Source organism: Pseudomonas sp. MH10 (assembly GCF_034353045.1).
Lineage (GTDB): Bacteria > Pseudomonadota > Gammaproteobacteria > Pseudomonadales > Pseudomonadaceae > Aquipseudomonas.
This window is the reverse complement of the sequence record NZ_CP133783.1, coordinates 2296954-2316163: the sequence shown is the minus strand read 5'-3', so window position 1 is coordinate 2316163 and position 19210 is coordinate 2296954. Positions and strand designations below refer to the sequence as shown.

The window sequence follows — 19210 nt, the reverse complement described above, 5'->3', positions numbered from 1 at the left end:
CGGTTGCTGCGACTTTCGGCTGCTTGTGTGGGGATAGCCTGCTGTGTATCTTGATCAGCCTTTGGCCGATTGGCTGAACATTTTTTGAGATTGGCCCAAAGAGGCGAGTCTGTTGATATCTCTATAAAAATTGAGGAGCACATTGATGCGCGTGATTCTGCTGGGAGCTCCCGGGGCCGGTAAAGGTACTCAGGCAAAATTCATCACCGAGAAATTCAGCATCCCGCAAATTTCCACGGGTGACATGCTGCGCGCAGCCGTTAAAGCCGGCACAGAACTTGGCCTGAAAGCCAAAAGCGTCATGGACAGCGGCGGTCTGGTCTCCGATGACCTGATCATCGGCTTGATCAAAGACCGTTTGTCCCAGCCAGATTGCGCCAATGGCGTGCTGTTCGACGGCTTCCCACGTACGATCCCCCAAGCTGAAGCGTTGCTGACCGCCGGATTGGAAATCGACAACGTGGTTGAAATCGCGGTCGATGACGAAGAAATCGTCAAACGCATCTCCGGTCGTAGGGTGCATGAAGGTTCTGGTCGCGTTTATCACCTTATCTACAATCCGCCAAAGGTGGCGGGTCTGGATGATGTTACCGGCGAGCCGCTGGTTCAGCGCAAAGATGACGTCGAAGCCACCGTGCGTCACCGCCTTGAGGTTTACCACGCTCAAACCAAGCCGCTGGTTTCGTTCTACCAGAACCTGGCGACTCAGAATGGCAAGCCGAAGTTCAGCCACATCGAAGGCATCGGTTCTGTCGACGACATCACCGCCAAGGTGCTGGCTGCTTTTAGCTGATACCCGATTGCAGTCATGAACTACGGCCCGCTTGCGGGCCGTAGTTGTTTATAATGCGGCACTTTTTTACGCACCTTTCAAATGGAAACACCGATGACCACCTTGCTGGCCCTGGATACCGCCACTGAAGCTTGCTCTGTCGCTTTGCTCCACGACGGCAAAGTGCTGAGCCACTACGAGGTCATCCCGCGTCTGCATGCACAGCGCTTGTTGCCGATGATCAAGGACCTGCTGGCCGAAGCCGGGGTTGCCTTGTCTGCGGTTGACGCCATCGCTTTTGGTCGTGGGCCGGGAGCATTTACCGGAGTGCGTATCGCTATCGGCGTCGTGCAGGGCCTGGCATTTGCCCTGGAACGCCCGGTATTGCCGGTGTCGAACTTGGCCGTGTTGGCGCAACGTGCGTTCCGTGAGCGCGGTGTCCGTCAGGTTGCCTCGGCGATCGATGCGCGGATGGACGAGGTCTACTGGGGCTGTTATCGCGAAACAGCCGGTGAAATGCGCTTAGCCGGGATCGAAGCGGTCTTGCCCCCGGAACTGGCTGCATTGCCGGATGATGCTCAGGGTGAATGGTTCGGCGCAGGCACGGGCTGGGGTTATGCCGAGCGGATCGCAATCAAGGTGGCTGGGCATGACGCGCAATTGCTGCCCCATGCACAAGATTTGCTGACTCTGGCGACCTTCGCTTGGGCACGTGGCGAAGCCGTTGTCGCTGACCAGGCGCAACCGGTTTACCTGCGCGATAAAGTCGCGACCCCCAAGGCTAAGTAGCTGTAGATACCGTCTTGTTGGCGAAGGACCTTCGGACCTTATCCCTTCAGGGAAGCGGTGTATTCCCGGCTTTTAAGGAAATGCGACACTTCATCAGTGTTTTTAAACCTTCTGCAAAAATTGTGGTCTAGTTATCGTTCGGACATTTGTGAAGCCATGTCCGTGCTGCTAGATTGCCACTATACGACGCCGAGTACGCATTGATGCGCATAGACGGACCCTCATCACGCTCATACCCCATAAAGCGCAAGCCTCGCAAAGGCGCTGCGGTGGTTGATGACGCGTTTGAGGAAGTCGACAGCGAGAACGAAATTTCCCCGCAACTCCCCGCGCCGACCTCTCGACCGCAAAGTACACAAGCAGGTCCGACGGCTAACGTTCCCGCACGCCAACAAGATATGATTTTCCCTCGCTCCGTCAGCAACCGTGTTGCCCATGCACTGGCCAGTTACCTCACCACCGCCAGTTACGTCGATTGGGACATGGAAGTGCTGGGCCTCGACCTTCACGTTTGAATTCTTCTCTTCCCCCTTATTACCTCGGTTGCCCGTCCTGGAGTGAAAACGCCTGGCGCGATTCTCTGTACCCGGAGAACGCCCGTCCTAACGAATTCCTCGGCTTGTACGCGCAGGTGTTCAATGCGGTCGAAGGCAATACCACGTTTTATGCCCGGCCTTCGCCCGTGATTGTTGAACGCTGGGCTCGAACGCTGCCGGAACACTTTCGAATCACCGCCAAATTCCATCGCGACATCAGCCACGGTGGCGACCTGCGTCAACAACTGCACGCAGCTGACGACTTCATTGCGCTCCTCGCGCCTCTGGGCCAGCGCGTGTCGCCGTTGTGGCTGCAATTACCGGCGAGCTTCGGCCCGCTGCGATTGGCTGAGCTGGTAAGTTTTATCGACGCCCTTGAGCGTCCGCTGGCGGTAGAGGTTCGGCACCCGGCGTTTTTCGCCAAGGGCGATGAAGAACGGATGCTCAATCGATTGTTGCTGGACCGGGGTGTAGAGCGCATCTGCCTTGATCCGCGAGCGCTGTTCAGTTGTGTGTCAACGGACCCAGCGGTGCTGCATGCGCAGTCGAAAAAACCCAAAGTCCCGCCGCGCCCCGCAGCACTGACGCAATGTCCCCAAGTGCGTTTTATCGGTCATCCACTGTTGGAAGCCAATGATCCGTTCTTGGCGCCTTGGGTCGAGAAAGTCGCCGGCTGGATAGAGGAGGGGCGTACGCCTTATGTCTTTCTGCACACCCCCGACAACCTTCAGGCGCCTGACTTGGCGCGACGCTTCCATCAGCAATTGATGACACGGTTGCCGGGGTTGTCGCCATTGGTGGTGTTGGAGAGCGAGGCGCCTGACGCGCAACAGCAATTGGGTTTGCTGTAAGGATCGGCTGCGCTTAGGCGGCCATGCGCAGGTTTTGCAGGATGATCGGCCGTGCCCAGCCGTTGTCGTAGTTCAAATGGCGCTGTTGCTCATCGACGGTTTCAGCGGCAAGCGGCAGTGCAGGCTTATCAGCCAAGTCCCATTCGAACTCGGCGATAGGAAGATGCAGTGGCCGCGTTTGCGGACCAGGGCCTGGATTTGCGTCGGCTTGGTGGGGATCGAGCACCAGCGGCCGAACCCAGCCGCTGTCGAAATCCAGGTGCCGTTGCTGCTCGATCATGTCCGCCACGCTGAATGGCTCCGCAGGCGTAGGCAGCAGGTGCAGTTCAAATTCAGCAATCGGCAAATGCAGCGGCACGGATGGGCGACGCTGTACATCATTTACCGGTAGCTCACGCTGATCGACGATTTGCCCTAGCGCATTCGTACCGCCCAGTGGCTCGCCGGTTACTGGGTCAGCCGCCGCGACGGTAGGCGTCACTGAGTCGCTGGTTTTATCCGCCGTTTGGTCTGCCATTGCACGAGCGAACGCATCCGACCAGAGCTGGGTAACGCCGCTCAGGGTTCTGGTATTGCGAAGACTGTAGTCGCCTGCGTACGACAAATAGCCTATCGGTGCGGATTCAATGTCAGACATAGCGCTCTTTGTTCGTCTGGCTCTGGCAAAATGCTGGATATTCTCGTTATCGGCCACTTTCGCCGATCATTTAAAAATAGTTGAGCGCGTGGGCAAATGAGTGAGCAACAAACGGGCAGCCGCATTCGCGTCGAGACCCTGATCAGCAACGGACAGGCCCAAGCAGAGCACTGGGCGCAGCGCCTCGGCCTGCCATTGGAAGACACCCACGCCGAATTCGCCCTGCAAGTGACCGACGACGGTTTGCAATTGCAGCAGTTGGGCGCAGACACTTCGGGGCCGGTGCGGGTGGATTTCGTCGAAGGTTCGGCGGCGCATCGACGGTTATTCGGCGGCGGCAGCGGGCAGATGATCGCCAAGGCTGTCGGTATCCAACCGGGCGTGCGACCTCGGGTGCTGGATGCGACAGCGGGATTGGGCAAAGACGCGTTCGTGCTCGCCAGCCTGGGTTGTGACATAAGCCTGATCGAACGTCAGCCGATCATTGCCGCGCTGCTCGCAGACGGCCTGGCCCGCGGGCTGAGAGATCGCGAAATCGGGCCGATCATTGCGCAGATGCGTTTGCTGACCGGCAATTCAATCGAGCTGATTCGGGCTTGGGAAGGTGAGCCGCCGCAGGTGATCTATCTGGACCCGATGTTTCCGCACCGGGAAAAAACCGCGTTGGTCAAAAAAGAAATGCGCCTGTTCCGGCCCTTGGTGGGCGACGACATGGACGCTCCAGCGTTACTCGAAGCAGCGTTGGCGCTGGCCACCCACCGAGTGGTGGTCAAACGCCCCCGCAAAGCCCCCAGTATCGATGGCCCAAAGCCTGGTTATGCGCTGGATGGAAAATCCAGCCGCTACGACATCTACCCCAAAAAAGCACTCAAAGGCTGAACCCCTTTCGAACCTTCATCGCGAAGGCGGCGCCGAAATTTTCCACCCATACGACCTGTAGATACCGTCTTGTTGGCGAGAAGCTTGATGCGGTGTGTCAGGTTTTACACCTCGCCAACAAGTTGGCTCCTACAGCGTTGGAGTGGTTTCAGGCGCGATAGGCACGCATGAACACGCTCACCACTTCCCGCACGTGCTCGTCATCCGCCCCTTCGTTGGGTGCATCGTTGCAACCGATCAGCAGGCGGAAGTTGCAGGTGCCTTTGAGCAGACACAAAAAATGCTCGGCGGCGAGGCGCGGTTTGTCGATGTTCAGGCTGCCGCTGTTGTCGATCTGAATCAGCAGCCGCTCCATCTCCTGCAGGATCCGCTCAGGGCCCGCCTCGAAAAAGATTTGTGACATCTTTGAATCCTGAGCTCCCAACGCCATCATCAATCGATGCAGCTCAATCGAGTCGGCGCTGTTGATCAGCGCATGAAAGCCCCGTCCTATCGTAGTCAACACCGTTTCTACCGGCGTGCCCTCCGGCATCTCGAAAAACAGCTCAGGCAGTTGTTCTTCGCAACGGGCCACCACCGCCGCCGAGAACAAGGTCTCCTTGTCGGTGAAATGGTTGTAAACCGTCAGTTTTGAAACCCCGGCTTCGGCGGCCACGGCGTCCATGCTGGTGCCAGCATATCCATTGCTGACGAACAGGTTTTTCGCGGCATCGAGGATGGCCTGGCGTTTTGCCAAGTCCTTGGGGCGACCAGGGCCAGAAGCGATCAATAAATTATCAGGCATCTTCGTTTTAATAGTGGACTGGTGAGTTTGGTATTTCTTAATATACGCGGCAGTACAATAATTAAAGCATCCTACGCTAAAGGTCCATCACCATGTTTCGCGATGCCTTGTCCTTTACCCCGGCCATCAGTCTGGTTTTGTTACTGACGGGCTGCGGTCATGAAGAGTCCGCTCCGACCACCGTGCGTCCGGCCATTGTCGTCCAGCCGCAAATAGCATCGCTGTCGATGGACAGCTACCCCGGCGAAGTACGTGCGCGATTCGAGCCTGACCTGGCATTTCGGGTTCCAGGCAAAGTCATCAAGCGCTTGGTGGAAGAAGGGGAACGTGTCAAAGCCAATCAGCCCTTGGCCGAGCTTGACCCCCAGGACATGCGCCTGCAATTGGAAGCGAGCCGTGCCCAAGTGGCCGCTGCTGAAGCAAACTTGCAATGGGTCCGCACTGAGCGTGATCGTTACAAGACCTTGATGGACCGGCAGATGGTCAGCCATTCGCAATTCGACAACGCCCAAAACCTGTTCCTTTCAGGTGAGGCGCGGCTCAAACAGATCAAAGCCGAATTTACCGTGGCCGATAACCAAGCTGGTTATGCCGTGCTGCGTGCCCCGCAGGATGGGGTGATTTCAAGACGGTTGGTGGAAGTCGGGCAAGTCGTTGCCGCCGGGCAAACGGTGTTTACCCTGGCCGCCGATGGCGAGCGGGAAGTGCTGATCAGCGTGCCGGAGCAAAGCTTCAGCCGCTTCAAAATCGGGCAGACCGTGGCGGTTGAACTGTGGACCCAACGCGATCAACGCTTGACCGGTCGCATCCGGGAACTGTCGCCTGCGGCTGATCCGCGCTCACGCACCTTCGCCGCCCGAATCGCTTTCGCCGGTGGCAAAGTCCCGGCAGAGCTGGGGCAGAGCGCCCGGGTGTTTTTTCAGACTGGAGAAACCGCCGCGCTGTCGGTGCCATTGTCGGCGCTGACGGCTGAAAACGGCGCCACCTATGTCTGGCGTATCGATGCCGACAACAGAATCAAGCGCACTCCGGTTCGCGTCGCCACCTACGGTCAAGACACGGTGCCGGTTCTGGAAGGCCTTAGTGCCACGGATTGGATCGTCGCGGCTGGCGTGCATGTGCTTCACGAGGGCGAAAAGGTACGCCCGGTGGATCGCAGCAATCGGGAAGTGAAGCTGGCGGCCAAGGAGTAAGCACGGATGCGTTTTAACCTGTCTGAATGGGCCCTGCGCAACCGCCAGATCGTCCTGTTTTTGATGCTGCTATTGGCCGTGGTCGGCGCATTGTCCTACACCAAGCTCGGGCAAAGTGAAGACCCGCCGTTCACCTTCAAGGCCATGGTCATTCGCACCCTTTGGCCGGGTGCCAGCGCTGAGGAAGTCGGTCGGCAAGTCACCGATCGCATCGAGAAGAAGCTGATGGAAACCGGCGAGTACGAGCGCATCCTCTCGTTCTCGCGACCAGGAGAGTCGCAAGTCACGTTCTTTGCCCGCGACGCCATGTCTGCCGCTCAAGTGCCTGAGCTGTGGTATCAGGTGCGCAAGAAGATCGGCGATATTCGGCAAACCTTGCCGCCCAGCGTTCAAGGCCCGTTTTTCAACGATGAATTCGGCACTACATTCGGCAATATCTACGCGTTGACCGGCGACGGTTTTGATTACGCGATACTCAAACACTACGCAGACCGCGTGCAAATCCAACTGCAACGGGTCAAGGACGTTGGCAAGATTGAACTATTGGGATTGCAGGACGAGAAGATCTGGATTGAGCTGTCGAACCTGAAACTCGCGACCTTGGGTTTGTCGTTGGAAGCCGTTCAGCAGGCGCTTGAGGCTCAGAATGCGGTGTCGGCGGCCAGTTTTTTCGAGACGCCCAGTGATCGTATTCAATTGCGCGTGACCGGCCGTTTTCAGTCCGTCGACGAGATAAAAAACTTTCCGATTCGCGTGGCGAACCGCACCTTTCGTATCAGCGATGTGGCTGAGGTTCATCGCGGCTTCAATGACCCACCCGCGCCGCGCATGCGTTTTATGGGCGAAGACGCCATTGGCCTGGCCGTGGCGATGAAAGACGGCGGGGACATCCTTTCCCTCGGGCATGCGCTCGAAGCTGAGTTTGCCCACATCCAGCAAAACCTCCCAGCCGGTATGCAGCTGCGCAAGGTGTCGGACCAACCGGCAGCAGTGAAAACCGGGGTCGGCGAGTTCGTCCATGTGCTGGCTGAGGCGCTGGGCATCGTGCTGTTGGTGAGTTTCTTCTCCCTAGGGGTGCGTACCGGGTTAGTGGTTGCCCTGACCATCCCGCTGGTGTTGGCGATGACCTTCGCCTGCATGTATTACTTGGGCGTAGGTCTGAACAAAATTTCCCTGGGCGCGCTGGTACTGGCGCTGGGCTTGCTGGTGGATGACGCGATCATTGCGGTGGAGATGATGGCAATCAAAATGGAGCAGGGCTACGACCGGCTCAGAGCCGCTAGTTTCGCCTGGACCAGCACTGCGTTCCCGATGCTCACCGGCACATTAATCACTGCCGCTGGCTTCTTGCCAATTGCCACCGCGCAATCATCCACCGGGGAATACACCCGCTCGATTTTCCAAGTGGTGACCATCGCACTGTTGGCGTCATGGATCGCTGCCGTGGTGTTCGTGCCTTACTTGGGCGACCGGTTATTGCCGGACTTGGCGAAAATTCACGCAGACAAACATGGTTCACATGCACCAGACCCTTACGGCACCCCGTTCTATCAGCGCGTGCGAAGTTTGGTGGGCTGGTGCGTGAGACGCCGTAAAACCGTGTTGGTATTGACCCTTTGCTTGTTCGTGTTGTCGGTGGTGATGTTCCGTTTCGTGCCGCAGCAGTTTTTCCCCGCATCCGTGCGGCTTGAGCTGATGGTCGATTTGAAACTGGCTGAGGGCGCCTCCCTCAGCAATACCGCCGGGCAAGTCACGCGGCTGGAACAAATGCTAAAAGATCACCCCGGCGTCGACAGTTACGTGGCCTATATCGGCACCGGCTCGCCGCGCTTTTACCTGCCGCTGGACCAACAACTGCCGGCGGCCAGTTTTGCGCAGTTCGTGGTGTTGGCAAAGACCATCGAAGACCGCGAGGCGGTTCGCACGTGGTTGATCAGCACGCTCAACGAGCAGTTTGCGACCCTGCGACCCCGAGTGACGCGCCTGGAAAATGGCCCGCCCGTGGGCTATCCCGTGCAATTTCGGGTCTCGGGTGAACACATCGAAGAGGTCCGTGCGTTAGCGCGCAAGGTGGCTGACAAAGTTCGGGAAAACCCGAGCGTGGCTAACGTCCACCTGGATTGGGAAGAGCCGAGTAAAGTCGTGCACCTCAACGTCGATCAGGACCGGGCGAGGGCACTGGGGGTGACCACGGCGGACCTGTCGCGTTTTCTGCAAAGTTCATTGACCGGCTCCAGCGTTAGCCAGTACCGGGAAGACGATGAGCTGATCGAAATTCTGGTGCGCGGCACTGCCGATGCCCGCAAAGACCTGACTTCGCTGTCCAGCCTCGCCATCCCCACCGCCAACGGCACCAGCGTTGCGCTGTCGCAAGTGGCGACGCTGGAGTATGGCTTTGAAGAAGGCATCATTTGGCATCGCAACCGACTGCCCACCGTGACCGTCCGTGCGGACATCTACGGCAAGGAGCAACCGGCCACGCTGATTCAACAAATCCTGCCAACGCTAGACACCGTGCGGGCTGAATTACCCGACGGTTATCTGCTGGAGGTCGGCGGTACTGTGGAGGAGTCCGGACGTGGCCAGCGCTCGGTCAACGCCGGTGTGCCGTTGTTCATCGTCGTGGTCCTGACCTTGCTGATGCTGCAACTGCGCAGCTTCTCGCGGGTGGCCATGGTGTTCCTGACCGCACCGCTGGGTTTGATCGGCGTCACCTCGTTCCTGATCGTGTTCCATCAACCCTTCGGCTTTGTGGCGATGTTAGGCACGATCGCCTTGTCCGGGATGATCATGCGTAACTCGGTGATTCTGGTGGACCAGATCGAACAGGACATCACCGCTGGGCTTGAACCTTGGCAAGCGATCATCGAAGCCACCGTCCGCCGTTTCCGCCCCATCGTCCTCACCGCCCTGGCGGCGGTGTTGGCCATGATTCCGCTGTCACGCAGCGTGTTTTTCGGTCCCATGGCCGTGGCAATCATGGGCGGCCTGATCGTCGCCACTGCACTCACGCTGCTGTTCCTGCCCGCGCTGTATGCCGCATGGTTTCGGGTGAAAAAAACGCCAGAGCCCGCATAATATTTTGTAGGCCATAACCCGCTGTCGCGCAGTAAGGTATCGCATTGCACTTCGCCTTGGGCTACGAGCACCCCTTTCGGGACGGTAATGGCCGTGTGGCGAGAGCATTGTTTTATTGGTTCATGTTCAAGAGCGAGTTTTCGGCGTTCCGCTACATTGCTATCAGCGTGCTGCTGCGCAATGCCCCGGTCAAATATGGCCGGTCGTACCTCTACACCGAAACCGATGGAATGGACCTGACCTACTTTATTGATCACCAGTGTTCGGTGATTGTCCGGGCGGTGAATGACTTTCTGACGGCCTACAAGAAAATGGCGGCCGACGCGGTTAGCTTCGACCATTGGCTCGCGGGTTCGGGGCTGTATGACCAGTTCAGTGAAAAACAGAAAGCCGTTTTTCAGGTAGCGCTAATGGGCTCGGCGAAAGCGTTTACGGCTGTCAACGTGAAGGAGAATTTGGGTTGCTCCTACAACACTGCTTCAGCGGTACTCAACGGTCTGGTGGCGCTGAATGTGTTTAAAAAAGCCAAAGCAGGCCGGGAGTGGGTATTCAGCCTGCGTGACGAATCCGAGATCAAGCGGGCGTGGCTGTAGGTTAACGATATAAACCCCAGACGCGCACGCCGAGAGGTTGAGTTACAGCGCCCCAAACACCTTCTTCGCCAAACTGGTCGCCGCTGCGGCCGGGTTTTTGCGGATGCTGGCTTCTTGCTCGCCAATCATTTTGAACAGGCCATTGAGCGCTTGTTCGGTCACGTAGCCTTCGATGTTGGCGTCTTTGGTGTCGACGACGCCCAGCGCAGCCGCTTGGCCGGCGAAGGAATTGTATTTTTGTGCCACGCCGACTTTGTCGGTGGCCTGTTTGACGATAGGCAGGAATTTGGCTCGGATCTGATCGCGGCTGGTCTTGCTCAGGTACTGGGTGGCTGAGTCATTACCACCGCTAAGGATGCCCTTGGCGTCGGACACACTCATCTTCTTCACGGCATCTACCAACAACGCCTGTGCTTGCGGCACGGCGGCTTCAGCGGCCTGGTTCATGCTAGCTTCCAGTTGATCAACCTGTGCGCCCATGCCGAACTGTTTCATCTTCTTCGCCACTTTGCCGAGACTGCCCGGCAACTCGATGCGCACTTCTTTGTTGTTGCTGAAGCCGCCGGGAACGCCCAGTTCCTTGACGGCGATCTGCGCGCCTTGGGTCAGTGCGTCCTTGAGGCCGCCAGTCGCATCCGACTGGGACAGGTCGGTCAGCGCCAAGGCAAACACGTTGGTGGACAACAGCACGCCCGCACACAGGCCGGCAAACACAACGGAAGGGCGGAGCATGGACATATCCTTTTGAAAATCGACTTAAGAAAATGGCGCTGACCGCTAGGCCAACGCCTGGGTGTTATTGAACCGAGTCCAGACGAATCCGCAACGGTTGTGGATCTTGCCCATTCAACTGCACGCCATGTTGCCCGGTGCTGATAAACAGTAGCTTGCCGTCGAGGTCAATGTGCGCGCTTACCGAGTAACGATGGCCGGGTATAACGTGCTTTGGATCATAGGTCAGTGAGAAAGGCAGGGGCACCTGGCCGTTCACCGGAGCCGTTTGCCTGGCCAGAATCACTACCGGCGCATCGGCGCGGGAAATGTCTTGCAGGCTCACGGTCATGGTCGCAGCCGGTGGCAAGGCGACGCGTTGCAGGTAGAACACCTCGCCATTGAGGCTGGCTTGATTCGTGGGTTGCTGCTGGGCGCAGGCGCCGAGCACGGTGGTCATAAGGATCAGTAAAAGCTTTTTCATCGTAATCTCCATACGGGTGGCGGCAGAAGAATCCTGACGCCATCGGCAGGAATTTAACGGATTTATCCGGCAGGGTCAGCCTCGGAAACATCTTCGCTGCGGTGCAACGCCACCTGGCGTATGGATAAACGGATCTCGGCAGGCAGTACACGCTTGGCCGCACCCTCCGCCAAATCGCCGAGTAACGGGTGATAACTGAGCTTGCCAGCGGTGTCTTTGCGCAGCACCCCCAGGTCGAGCAAGTTCTGAATAAAGTGCCGGAACAGACTTTTGTCAAAAAACTCGGGTGCGTTGAGTCCATGCAAAATGGACAGCCGTTGCGCCATGACCGTACACAGGTCTTCCAGTTCTTCGGCGCTGAGGCTGTTTTGTCCGCTGTTGAGCAGCAGCGAGATCGCCATGTAGAAACGTTGCAGGGTCTGGGCGATGGCACGAGACAGCAACGTCAGTTGCACAAACTGACGCGAACTCGGTGCCGGGCGCAGGTACACCTCATTTTCAAAGCGCAACAGACCTTGCTCGACCAACGCCTCAAGCCATTGATCAACGACTGCATCCAGTTCGTTCAGCGGCCAACGAATGAATAACTCCGATTGCAGATACGGATACAGCGCGCGGGTGTAGCGCAGGACTTGTTCACGGCTCATGCGCGAGGCGGTTTGGAAAAAGCTCGCCAGCAGCGAAGGCAGGGCGAAGATGTGCAGAACGTTGTTGCGGTAATAGGTCATCAAGACCGCGTTTTGCTCATCCAAGTAGAGGATTTTGCCTAGGGCGTCGGCTTGTTCCGAGAGCAGATTCATACCCTTCACGTAGCTGATCAGTGCTTTGCCATCGCCTTGCGGCAAAGTGGTGTGCGGCGAATAAGGCACGCGGCGCAGCAGCGTCAGGTACAGGTCCAGCACCCGGGCCATGGCCTGATCATCCAGCGCCAGCTTATTGGTCGACAACAACGCCAGCGCCACCAGATTGACCGGATTAATTGCGGCGGCTTCGTTCAGGTGCTGTGCCACGCGCTGGCCGAGGCGGTGAGTGGTTTCGTTCAACCAGGCAGGTCGGTAGAGCGGGCCAAGCTCCTGTTCACGCCAATCCGGTTGTTCATGGTCAAGGAACTCCGCCAGCTTGATCGGCTCGCCAAAGTTAACCGACACCTGGCCGAAGCGTTGTTTTTTCAGTGCCCCGATCACTTTGAAGATGTCGAAAATCGATTCTTTCTTTTTGCTAGCACCGCGTAACTCGCCCAAATAGGTACGGCCTTCGAGGACGCGCTCGTAGCCGATGTACACCGGTACAAAAACAATCGGCATCCGCGAGTTGCGCAGAAAGCTGCGCAGTGTGATGGCCAGCATGCCGGTTTTCGGCTGCAACATACGTCCGGTTCGCGAGCGACCGCCTTCAACGAAATACTCGACCGGGAACCCCTTGGTGAACAGCGTGTGCAGGTATTCGTTGAACACTGCGCTGTACAGCGGATTGCCCTTAAAGGTACGGCGCATAAAAAACGCCCCGCCCCGCCGCAACAAACCGCCGATGCCTGGCATGTTCAAGTTGATACCCGCAGCAACGTGGGGCGGCGTCAGACCATTGCGAAACAGCAGGTAGGAAAGAAGAAGGTAATCGATATGGCTGCGATGGCATGGGACATAAATGACTTCATGGCCCGGCGCGACGGCTTGCACGCCTTCGATGTGGCTGACTTTGATCCCGTCGTAGATTTTGTTCCAAAACCAACTCAGCACCACTTCCATGAAGCGAATGACGGAGTAGTTGTAGTCCGAAGCGATCTCATTGCCGTAGCGCAATGCTTGAGCCTGAGCTTTAGCCTCCGTGATGTTTGACCGTTCGGCCTCTTCGAGAATCGCCTGTTTTACCAAAGGCTCGCCCACCAGGCCACGTACCAGCGTCCGGCGGTGGGACAGGTCGGGGCCGATTACGGCGGTTTTCAGATTGCGGAAGTGCACCCGGAAAATACGCTGGGCCATGCGCAATGTGCGTTCATGGCCCTTGTTTTCATCGATCAGCTCACGCAGATGAACCGGTGCGGAGAACTGAACACGGGTTTTACGACCCAAAATCAGGATGCTGACCAAGCGACGCAGACGCCCAGTCACCGCCCAGCTGTCGGCGAATAACAACTTCCATGGACTGGATTCGCTGTCCGGCGACTGACCCCAAAACACACTGACCGGGATGATCTGCGCATCCTCGCTGGCGTTCTGAGTAATTGCGCTGAGCAACCGCTCCAAGGTCGGCGGTGCGCCACGTTTGTCTTGACGGCCGAGCCAGTCGGGTTCGGGTGTCAGGTAGAAAAATGCCGCAGGTTCCAGCAAGTTGCCCACCGCGACGGGCAGGATCGGCCGAGGCAGGCCGGCTTTGCGGCACTCGGTGTCGACTACTGCAAGGTCACTCAGCGATGGCGATTGCAGCACATAAAACACCGGTCGGCTGCGGTCCAGGTTAAGGGTGAACGACGACTGATTAATGGTTTCCGAGCGAACCCAGAGGTACAACAGTCGGCGCAAGGTGCCAAACACAAGACGGCGGAACGGGGAACGGGTCATACGGCATCTGCTGCATAGAAAAAAACGAGGCGGACAGTGTGCCGTATATGGTCGAGATGGGCAAAAAACAGGAGTTTGATGACGTCGCGAACATCACGAGATCAAGCGGTGTGCCAAACGATCTCTTCTTCGCCATCGGTGCTGATGCGGATCCAGCGGTCGGCGGTTTCGTCGCTTTCTTCTTCGACCCAGGTGCCTGGCGCGCAGCGGACTTCGACGTTCAGTGCGGCAAAGGCGGCGCGGGCGCAGGCGATGTCGTCTTCCCAAGGGGTATTGTCGCTGTCCAGGTGCAGGCTGTTCCATTTGCCCACGGCTTTAGGTAGCCAGGTCACCGCGATATCGCCCGCGACGCATTTGTAGGTTTGGCCTTTCTTTTCCCACTCGCTGCACGGGCCGATTGCAGCACTTAGCCAAGCGGCGACGGCTTTGTAATCGACGTCGTAGTCTTTGAGGTAAATTTCGATATCAGGTTGGCGCATGGATGCCTCGTCAGAAATTGGAAAATCCATTCGCGGATTCAGGGTGTCGTATCAATTTGGTGCGTGTACGGGAGCTAACGGCTCAAGCACGAAATAATCGTAGCGCATGGAGACCGTCACTTCGAACGGCGCCACTTGCTCAATGACATTGGCCCGACGTTCTGCACTGGCTCGCCAGCCGTGCGGGGTCATTGCCAGCAGGTTGGCGCGGGATTGGCCGTCCACCAGCGTCAGCTTGAATTCCAGGGTTTCGCTGTGTTGCAACTGCATGCCTTGCGGGATCAAGGCCAAATGCTTGTCATCGGCGTAATCGCGCACTTGGTCGTACAGCCGCTCGCGCAGCTCCATCAAATGTCCGCTGGTTGGGCCAACCCGCAACAACCCGCCGCCCGGTGTCAGCAGGCGCTTGGCTTCATTCCAGTCCAATGGGCTGAACACGCTGATCAGTAGTTGGCAGCTCTCGTCAGGCAATGGCACCCGCGCCATGCTGGCGATCAACCATGTCAGTGATGGATCGCGGCGACAGGCGCGTTTGACCGCTTCGCGGGAAATATCCAGCGCGTAACCGTCGGCCTCGGGCAATGCCGTGGCGATTTGCGCGGTGTAATAACCCTCGCCGCAACCGATGTCCAACCAGCGCGCCGGCAACTGTTGCGCCGCCAGCTCGGCCAATCGTCTGGCCACCGGTGCGTAATGCCCGGCGTTGAGAAAATCGCGGCGGGCTTCGACCATGGCTTGGTTATCGCCAGGGTCACGGCTGTTTTTATGCTGCACCGGCAGCAGGTTCAGATAACCCTGACGCGCGCGGTCGAAGCGGTGGCTAGCGGGGCAAACGACACCGTTATCGACGTCACTAAGCGCGGCGGAGCAAATCGGGCAGGTGAGCATCATGCGAGTAATTTGACCAGCGTCTGGAAGTAGATCTCGGTCAGCACATCAAGGTCGGCGGCCAACACGCGCTCATTGACCTGATGAATCGTGGCGTTGACCGGACCCAGTTCGACTACTTGTGTGCCCATGGTCGCGATAAAGCGTCCATCCGAGGTGCCACCGCTGGTTGAGGCTTTGGTATCGCGACCGGTGACGGCCTTGATGCTGGCCGAGACCGCATCCAACAGATCCCCCGGTTCGGTGAGAAACGGAAGGCCGGACAGCGCCCATTCCACGTGATAGTCCAGACCGTGCTTGTCGAGCAGGACCGCAACCCGTTGCTGCAAACCTTCAACCGTGGATTCGGTGGAGAAGCGGAAGTTGAACACTGCAACCAGATCGCTAGGAATGACGTTGGTCGCACCGGTGCCGGCGTTCAGGTTGGAGATTTGAAAACTGGTCGGCGGAAAGAACGCATTGCCGTTGTCCCAGTGCTCTGCTGCCAGTTCGGCCAATGCCGGAGCCGCCAGATGAATCGGGTTTTTCGCCAAATGCGGGTACGCAACGTGGCCCTGCACCCCACGGACGGTCAGCGTAGCGCCCAACGAACCGCGACGGCCGTTTTTCACCACATCGCCGACCAACGTGGTACTCGACGGTTCGCCGACGATGCACCAGTCCATGCGCTCTTTGCGCGCCACCAGCCGCTCGACCACTGCCTTGGTGCCGTGGTGGGCTGGGCCTTCCTCGTCACTGGTGATCAGGAACGCGACCTTGCCTTTATGATTCGGGTGCTCGCCGACAAAGCGTTCCGCCGCCACCACCATGGAGGCCAGGCTGCCTTTCATGTCGGCTGCGCCACGGCCGCAGAGCATACCGTTTTCGTCGATCAAGGCATTGAATGGATCGTTTTGCCAGGCTTTTACCGGGCCGGTTGGGACGACGTCGGTGTGTCCGGCGAAACACAATACCGGGCCGTCCTGACTGCCGTGAACGGCCCAAAAGTTATCCACATCCTCAATGCGCATGGGTTCCAGCGCGAAGCCGGCATTGCCCAAGCGCTGCATCATCACGGCCTGGCAGTCCGCATCGATCGGGGTCACCGAAGGACGACGGATCAAGTCGCAGGCGAGTTGAAGGGTGGGCGAAAGTTCGGCTGGGGCCGTCATGTACAAAACTCCGATTGAAGCGCAATAACCCTGTAGGAGCCAACTCGTTGGCGAGGCGTCGTGCCGGGCTGACCGCGTCAAGCCTCTCGCCAACGAGTTGGCTCCTACAAGGTTTGTTTAGGTGCTGAAACGGCGCATAGCTTAAAGCAAAACGGCGACCCGAAGGCCGCCGTTTAATACCGTCTGTATTAATCTCAGGCCGGGGTCGGCTCTACCACATGCGTCGGTTTCGGCAGGGAGGAGAGGAAGGCCATGATCAACGCGGCCAGATATGGCAGCGATTGCACCAAGAGCATGGTCACCCAAAAACGCATATCAGCGCTTGGCAGACCCTGCACCAGGCAGATCCCCAACGCAGCGCCCCACAACAGCAGCATGATGAACAGCTCTTCCCGAGCTTCGGAAATCGCTACCCACATGCCTTGACTGTCGGCGTTCTTCGGGGTGCGGAAGAACGGAATGTTGCTGGTAAAGAAGCCGTACAACACTGCTTTTGCGATGGTGGGGTACAACGAGAAGCCCGCCACAATGGCGGAAAAAGCTTCTCTGATGTCGTCAGTGACAAAGTTATCGTACAAGTAAATGACTTTCAGTAGTTTAAGTAAAAGTGCAAATGTTGCAGACGCTGTAAACACCCATGGAAGTGGGTGAACTTGATGAGGTGATGCAATGATGGCCGCTGACCATAGAATGAAGCCACAGGTGATTATCAAATTGACTCCTTCAGCGATCCAAGGAAGCCAACCCGCCAAAAAATGGTAACGCTGAGACAGCGTTAATTTGGTTCCTTTTCCTGTCAATAACGCTGTGCGGTGGTGCTTGATAATTTGTATGGCTCCATAAACCCACCGGAAGCGTTGCTTCTTGAAGTCGGAAAATGTGTCTGGGACTAAACCTTTGCCATAACTGTTTCTGACGTAGGCAGTCGAATACCCGCTTTCGAGTAAGCGCAAACCCAACTCTGCATCTTCACAGATACACCACTCTGCCCAGCCGATTCGTTCCAGCGCCGACTTTCTAATGAGTGTCATGGTCCCATGTTGAATAATCGCGTTATGGTCGTTCCGAATGACCATGCCAATGTTGAAGAAACCGCGGTATTCTGAATAGCAGCATTTTTTGAACAAGCTATCCTTCGCATCTCGATAGTTTTGAGGCGCCTGCACGACGGCAATCTGTGAATCTGAAAAGTGCGGTACGGTATGCTTAAGCCAGTTACGGTCAACGCAATAGTCCGCGTCAATCACGGCTATTATTTCTGCTGAAGGATTGGTGAATGGAAGCAAATAATTAAGTGCCCCCGCCTTGTAGCCAGTCAATTGTTCTACGTGGAAAAACTTGAAGCGCGATCCGAGGTGCAAGCAGTGCTCCTTAACGGGCGTCCAGACGTTCGGATTTAAGGTGTTGTTATCAATTACCAAGACCTCAAAGTTCGCGTAATTTAACTCGGACAGCGCATCCAGCGTTTTCTTTACTATCTCAGGCGGTTCGTTATAACAAGGTAGATGGATCGACACGTAGGGGCGATAGGCCGCCGTTTCTTTTACGGGTGCAAAAAAACGTGATTGTCGGGGCGTCCAGGTGGCTTCTATAAATTCCCGTACTTCTACCCCGCCAGCCAGCGAGATTCCCATTGGCCAAGCGAGGCTTAGCAGGAGGCGGGAGCACAAGCTATATTGTTGACTATAGTGAAACCCTGCCCACACCAGGCCCGTGTAAAATAACAAAGCCAGCAGTGCCAGGATTTTTCTTCCAGGCGAGTGGCGCTCGGGTCCCCCTAACATTCTGGAAATCAACGGCTGCCAATGAAGCGTTCTTTTGATGGGGCCCTTTAAATTGAATTTTTGCTGGCGATGAGCGTTGAATATACCCCATCTCGGCCCGGCCACGCCTTCATCGATCTTCCAGTCTTGGTCGAACGCCTCGACGACGAAGTAATCGAGGTTGGCCTGATTCAGCGCGTGCAGTTGAGTGCGCAGATAGATGGCTTGATCTGCCAATGAAGAATTATTATACCGGGCCAGTCCACCCTTGCTTGGCCAGCCTATTTCCGACAGTAAAAGCCGCTTGTGTGGAAAGGTGCGTTTAAGATCTAAAACATGCTCCATCAAGAAGGCGGGCGCCTTAACGGAAGGTGTGTTTTCCCAGAAAGGTAAAATATGAGAAGCAATGAAGTCAACGTGATCCGCCAGTTGTGGAAAGTCGGTCCATATGTGCCATTGCTCTGAAGTGCTGACTGGAATCATTACCTCTCGCCTCACTCTGTCCAGGTAATTGATGAGGGTTATTTCAGGGACGTCATTGCGGTAGAGTGATTCGTTACCAATAATAATACTTTTAACGCTGGGAATCGTGTTGGCGAGATGTATCACCAGCGCGATCTCCTGTTCGTTTCTTTTTAGGTCACGGCAAATCCATGCCCCCAGGGTAACCTGTAGTCCACATTCGACAGCCAGTTCTGGGATGAATCGCTGAGTGCCTTCCACTGAATATATTCGGATTCGTTTTGTGTAATGGCTGATGAGTTGCAAGTCTGCGCGTATTTCTTCGCGAGAGGGGAAGCATCGTGTTAACGGACTTTGCCCCGCGCGAAAAGGGGAATATGAAACGCCCCAGATTTCCTGAGGCCAATCCGGGACATGAGCAAACCGTTTGTTGTTGAGATAATGAAGGGGGCGAATAACAGCGGAAGACAAAGTCGCGATTAATATTGAGTGAGCGGAAAATATAATCACGGCCATGAATTCCATTTCAAAGCGAGGGTATTTAGTAGCTTAGTTTATGCGTAATATTTTTTATTTCACCGTTTGGAATGGTTCGAAATAAA

Annotated in this window: 16 protein-coding genes and 1 pseudogene; 8 read left to right on the top strand and 9 right to left on the bottom strand. The window is 56.8% G+C overall.

The genetic code is table 11. The features are described from left to right. Window positions 1-145: 145 nt before the first annotated feature. The 4 genes from adk to RHM59_RS10350 all read left to right on the top strand — a co-directional run bounded on the left by adk (window position 146) and on the right by RHM59_RS10350 (window position 2948). Window positions 146-793, top strand: coding sequence for an adenylate kinase (gene adk, locus RHM59_RS10365; protein WP_322168039.1), 648 nt, complete (start codon window positions 146-148; stop codon window positions 791-793). Between the two features lie 93 nt (window positions 794-886). Continuing rightward, on the top strand, window positions 887-1561 hold the full coding sequence (gene tsaB, locus RHM59_RS10360) for a tRNA (adenosine(37)-N6)-threonylcarbamoyltransferase complex dimerization subunit type 1 TsaB (RefSeq protein WP_322168040.1): 675 nt from the start codon (window positions 887-889) through the stop codon (window positions 1559-1561). Window positions 1562-1764: 203 nt separating this feature from the next. Next, window positions 1765-2076 carry a hypothetical protein gene (locus tag RHM59_RS10355; protein ID WP_322168041.1) on the top strand — a complete coding sequence of 104 codons (312 nt, stop codon included), beginning with the start codon at window positions 1765-1767 and terminating at the stop codon, window positions 2074-2076. Continuing rightward, a complete protein-coding gene (locus RHM59_RS10350; protein ID WP_322168042.1) occupies window positions 2073-2948 on the top strand; it encodes a DUF72 domain-containing protein in 876 nt (291 codons plus the stop codon). The genes RHM59_RS10355 and RHM59_RS10350 overlap by 4 nt, the downstream gene beginning before the upstream one ends. A gap of 13 nt (window positions 2949-2961) precedes the next feature. Here RHM59_RS10350 and RHM59_RS10345 read toward each other — a convergent pair whose 3' ends face one another. Beyond that, window positions 2962-3585 carry an energy transducer TonB gene (locus tag RHM59_RS10345; RefSeq protein ID WP_322168043.1) on the bottom strand — a complete coding sequence of 208 codons (624 nt, stop codon included), beginning with the start codon at window positions 3583-3585 and terminating at the stop codon, window positions 2962-2964. Window positions 3586-3681: 96 nt separating this feature from the next. Between RHM59_RS10345 and RHM59_RS10340 the strand changes: the two genes are divergently transcribed. Further along, entirely contained in the window at window positions 3682-4464 is a 783-nt protein-coding gene (locus RHM59_RS10340; RefSeq protein WP_322168044.1) for a class I SAM-dependent methyltransferase, read from the top strand. 148 nt (window positions 4465-4612) lie between these two features. Here RHM59_RS10340 and RHM59_RS10335 read toward each other — a convergent pair whose 3' ends face one another. Continuing rightward, window positions 4613-5248, bottom strand: a complete 636-nt coding sequence (locus RHM59_RS10335) for a TetR/AcrR family transcriptional regulator (protein ID WP_322286518.1) — start codon at window positions 5246-5248, stop codon at window positions 4613-4615. Window positions 5249-5340: 92 nt separating this feature from the next. Between RHM59_RS10335 and RHM59_RS10330 the strand changes: the two genes are divergently transcribed. The 3 genes and pseudogenes from RHM59_RS10330 to RHM59_RS10320 all read left to right on the top strand — a co-directional run. Beyond that, window positions 5341-6441 carry an efflux RND transporter periplasmic adaptor subunit gene (locus tag RHM59_RS10330; protein WP_322168046.1) on the top strand — a complete coding sequence of 367 codons (1101 nt, stop codon included), beginning with the start codon at window positions 5341-5343 and terminating at the stop codon, window positions 6439-6441. A gap of 6 nt (window positions 6442-6447) precedes the next feature. After that, window positions 6448-9519, top strand: a complete 3072-nt coding sequence (locus tag RHM59_RS10325) for an efflux RND transporter permease subunit (protein WP_322168047.1) — start codon at window positions 6448-6450, stop codon at window positions 9517-9519. A 35-nt stretch (window positions 9520-9554) separates the two neighbouring features. After that, window positions 9555-10112 (top strand): annotated as a pseudogene (locus RHM59_RS10320) (Fic family protein); the annotation flags it as partial. Between the two features lie 42 nt (window positions 10113-10154). Here the strand turns inward: RHM59_RS10320 and RHM59_RS10315 are convergent. From RHM59_RS10315 to RHM59_RS10285, 7 genes are all read right to left on the bottom strand, one after another. Beyond that, on the bottom strand, window positions 10155-10844 hold the full coding sequence (locus RHM59_RS10315; RefSeq protein ID WP_322168048.1) for a DUF4197 domain-containing protein: 690 nt from the start codon (window positions 10842-10844) through the stop codon (window positions 10155-10157). Between the two features lie 64 nt (window positions 10845-10908). Beyond that, window positions 10909-11307 carry a YbaY family lipoprotein gene (locus RHM59_RS10310; protein ID WP_322286517.1) on the bottom strand — a complete coding sequence of 133 codons (399 nt, stop codon included), beginning with the start codon at window positions 11305-11307 and terminating at the stop codon, window positions 10909-10911. 62 nt (window positions 11308-11369) lie between these two features. Beyond that, a complete protein-coding gene (gene plsB, locus RHM59_RS10305) occupies window positions 11370-13865 on the bottom strand; it encodes a glycerol-3-phosphate 1-O-acyltransferase PlsB (protein ID WP_322286516.1) in 2496 nt (831 codons plus the stop codon). 101 nt (window positions 13866-13966) lie between these two features. Next, window positions 13967-14344, bottom strand: coding sequence for a hypothetical protein (locus tag RHM59_RS10300; RefSeq protein ID WP_322168051.1), 378 nt, complete (start codon window positions 14342-14344; stop codon window positions 13967-13969). A 51-nt stretch (window positions 14345-14395) separates the two neighbouring features. After that, entirely contained in the window at window positions 14396-15232 is an 837-nt protein-coding gene (locus RHM59_RS10295; RefSeq protein WP_322170788.1) for a putative RNA methyltransferase, read from the bottom strand. Beyond that, the gene (dapE, locus tag RHM59_RS10290) at window positions 15232-16383 is read right to left on the bottom strand and encodes a succinyl-diaminopimelate desuccinylase (protein ID WP_322286515.1); all 1152 of its coding nucleotides are present in this window, start codon (window positions 16381-16383) and stop codon (window positions 15232-15234) included. Before dapE ends, RHM59_RS10295 begins: the two co-directional genes overlap by 1 nt. 194 nt (window positions 16384-16577) lie before the next feature. Further along, on the bottom strand, window positions 16578-19124 hold the full coding sequence (locus RHM59_RS10285; protein WP_416195091.1) for a glycosyltransferase family 2 protein: 2547 nt from the start codon (window positions 19122-19124) through the stop codon (window positions 16578-16580). Window positions 19125-19210 lie beyond the last annotated feature (86 nt).

Bases quoted from the DNA above. Each gene is read 5' to 3' on its own strand.
- adk (WP_322168039.1), top strand. From the start codon at position 146: ATGCGCGTGATTCTGCTGGGAGCTCCCGGGGCCGGTAAAGGTACTCAG.
- tsaB (WP_322168040.1), top strand. From the start codon at position 887: ATGACCACCTTGCTGGCCCTGGATACCGCCACTGAAGCTTGCTCTGTC.
- RHM59_RS10355 (WP_322168041.1), top strand. From the start codon at position 1,765: ATGCGCATAGACGGACCCTCATCACGCTCATACCCCATAAAGCGCAAG.
- RHM59_RS10345 (WP_322168043.1), bottom strand. From the start codon at position 3,585: ATGTCTGACATTGAATCCGCACCGATAGGCTATTTGTCGTACGCAGGC.
- RHM59_RS10340 (WP_322168044.1), top strand. From the start codon at position 3,682: ATGAGTGAGCAACAAACGGGCAGCCGCATTCGCGTCGAGACCCTGATC.
- RHM59_RS10335 (WP_322286518.1), bottom strand. From the start codon at position 5,248: ATGCCTGATAATTTATTGATCGCTTCTGGCCCTGGTCGCCCCAAGGAC.
- RHM59_RS10330 (WP_322168046.1), top strand. From the start codon at position 5,341: ATGTTTCGCGATGCCTTGTCCTTTACCCCGGCCATCAGTCTGGTTTTG.
- RHM59_RS10325 (WP_322168047.1), top strand. From the start codon at position 6,448: ATGCGTTTTAACCTGTCTGAATGGGCCCTGCGCAACCGCCAGATCGTC.
- RHM59_RS10315 (WP_322168048.1), bottom strand. From the start codon at position 10,844: ATGCTCCGCCCTTCCGTTGTGTTTGCCGGCCTGTGTGCGGGCGTGCTG.
- RHM59_RS10310 (WP_322286517.1), bottom strand. From the start codon at position 11,307: ATGAAAAAGCTTTTACTGATCCTTATGACCACCGTGCTCGGCGCCTGC.
- plsB (WP_322286516.1), bottom strand. From the start codon at position 13,865: ATGACCCGTTCCCCGTTCCGCCGTCTTGTGTTTGGCACCTTGCGCCGA.
- RHM59_RS10300 (WP_322168051.1), bottom strand. From the start codon at position 14,344: ATGCGCCAACCTGATATCGAAATTTACCTCAAAGACTACGACGTCGAT.
- RHM59_RS10295 (WP_322170788.1), bottom strand. From the start codon at position 15,232: ATGCTCACCTGCCCGATTTGCTCCGCCGCGCTTAGTGACGTCGATAAC.
- dapE (WP_322286515.1), bottom strand. From the start codon at position 16,383: ATGACGGCCCCAGCCGAACTTTCGCCCACCCTTCAACTCGCCTGCGAC.
- RHM59_RS10285 (WP_416195091.1), bottom strand. From the start codon at position 19,124: ATGGCCGTGATTATATTTTCCGCTCACTCAATATTAATCGCGACTTTG.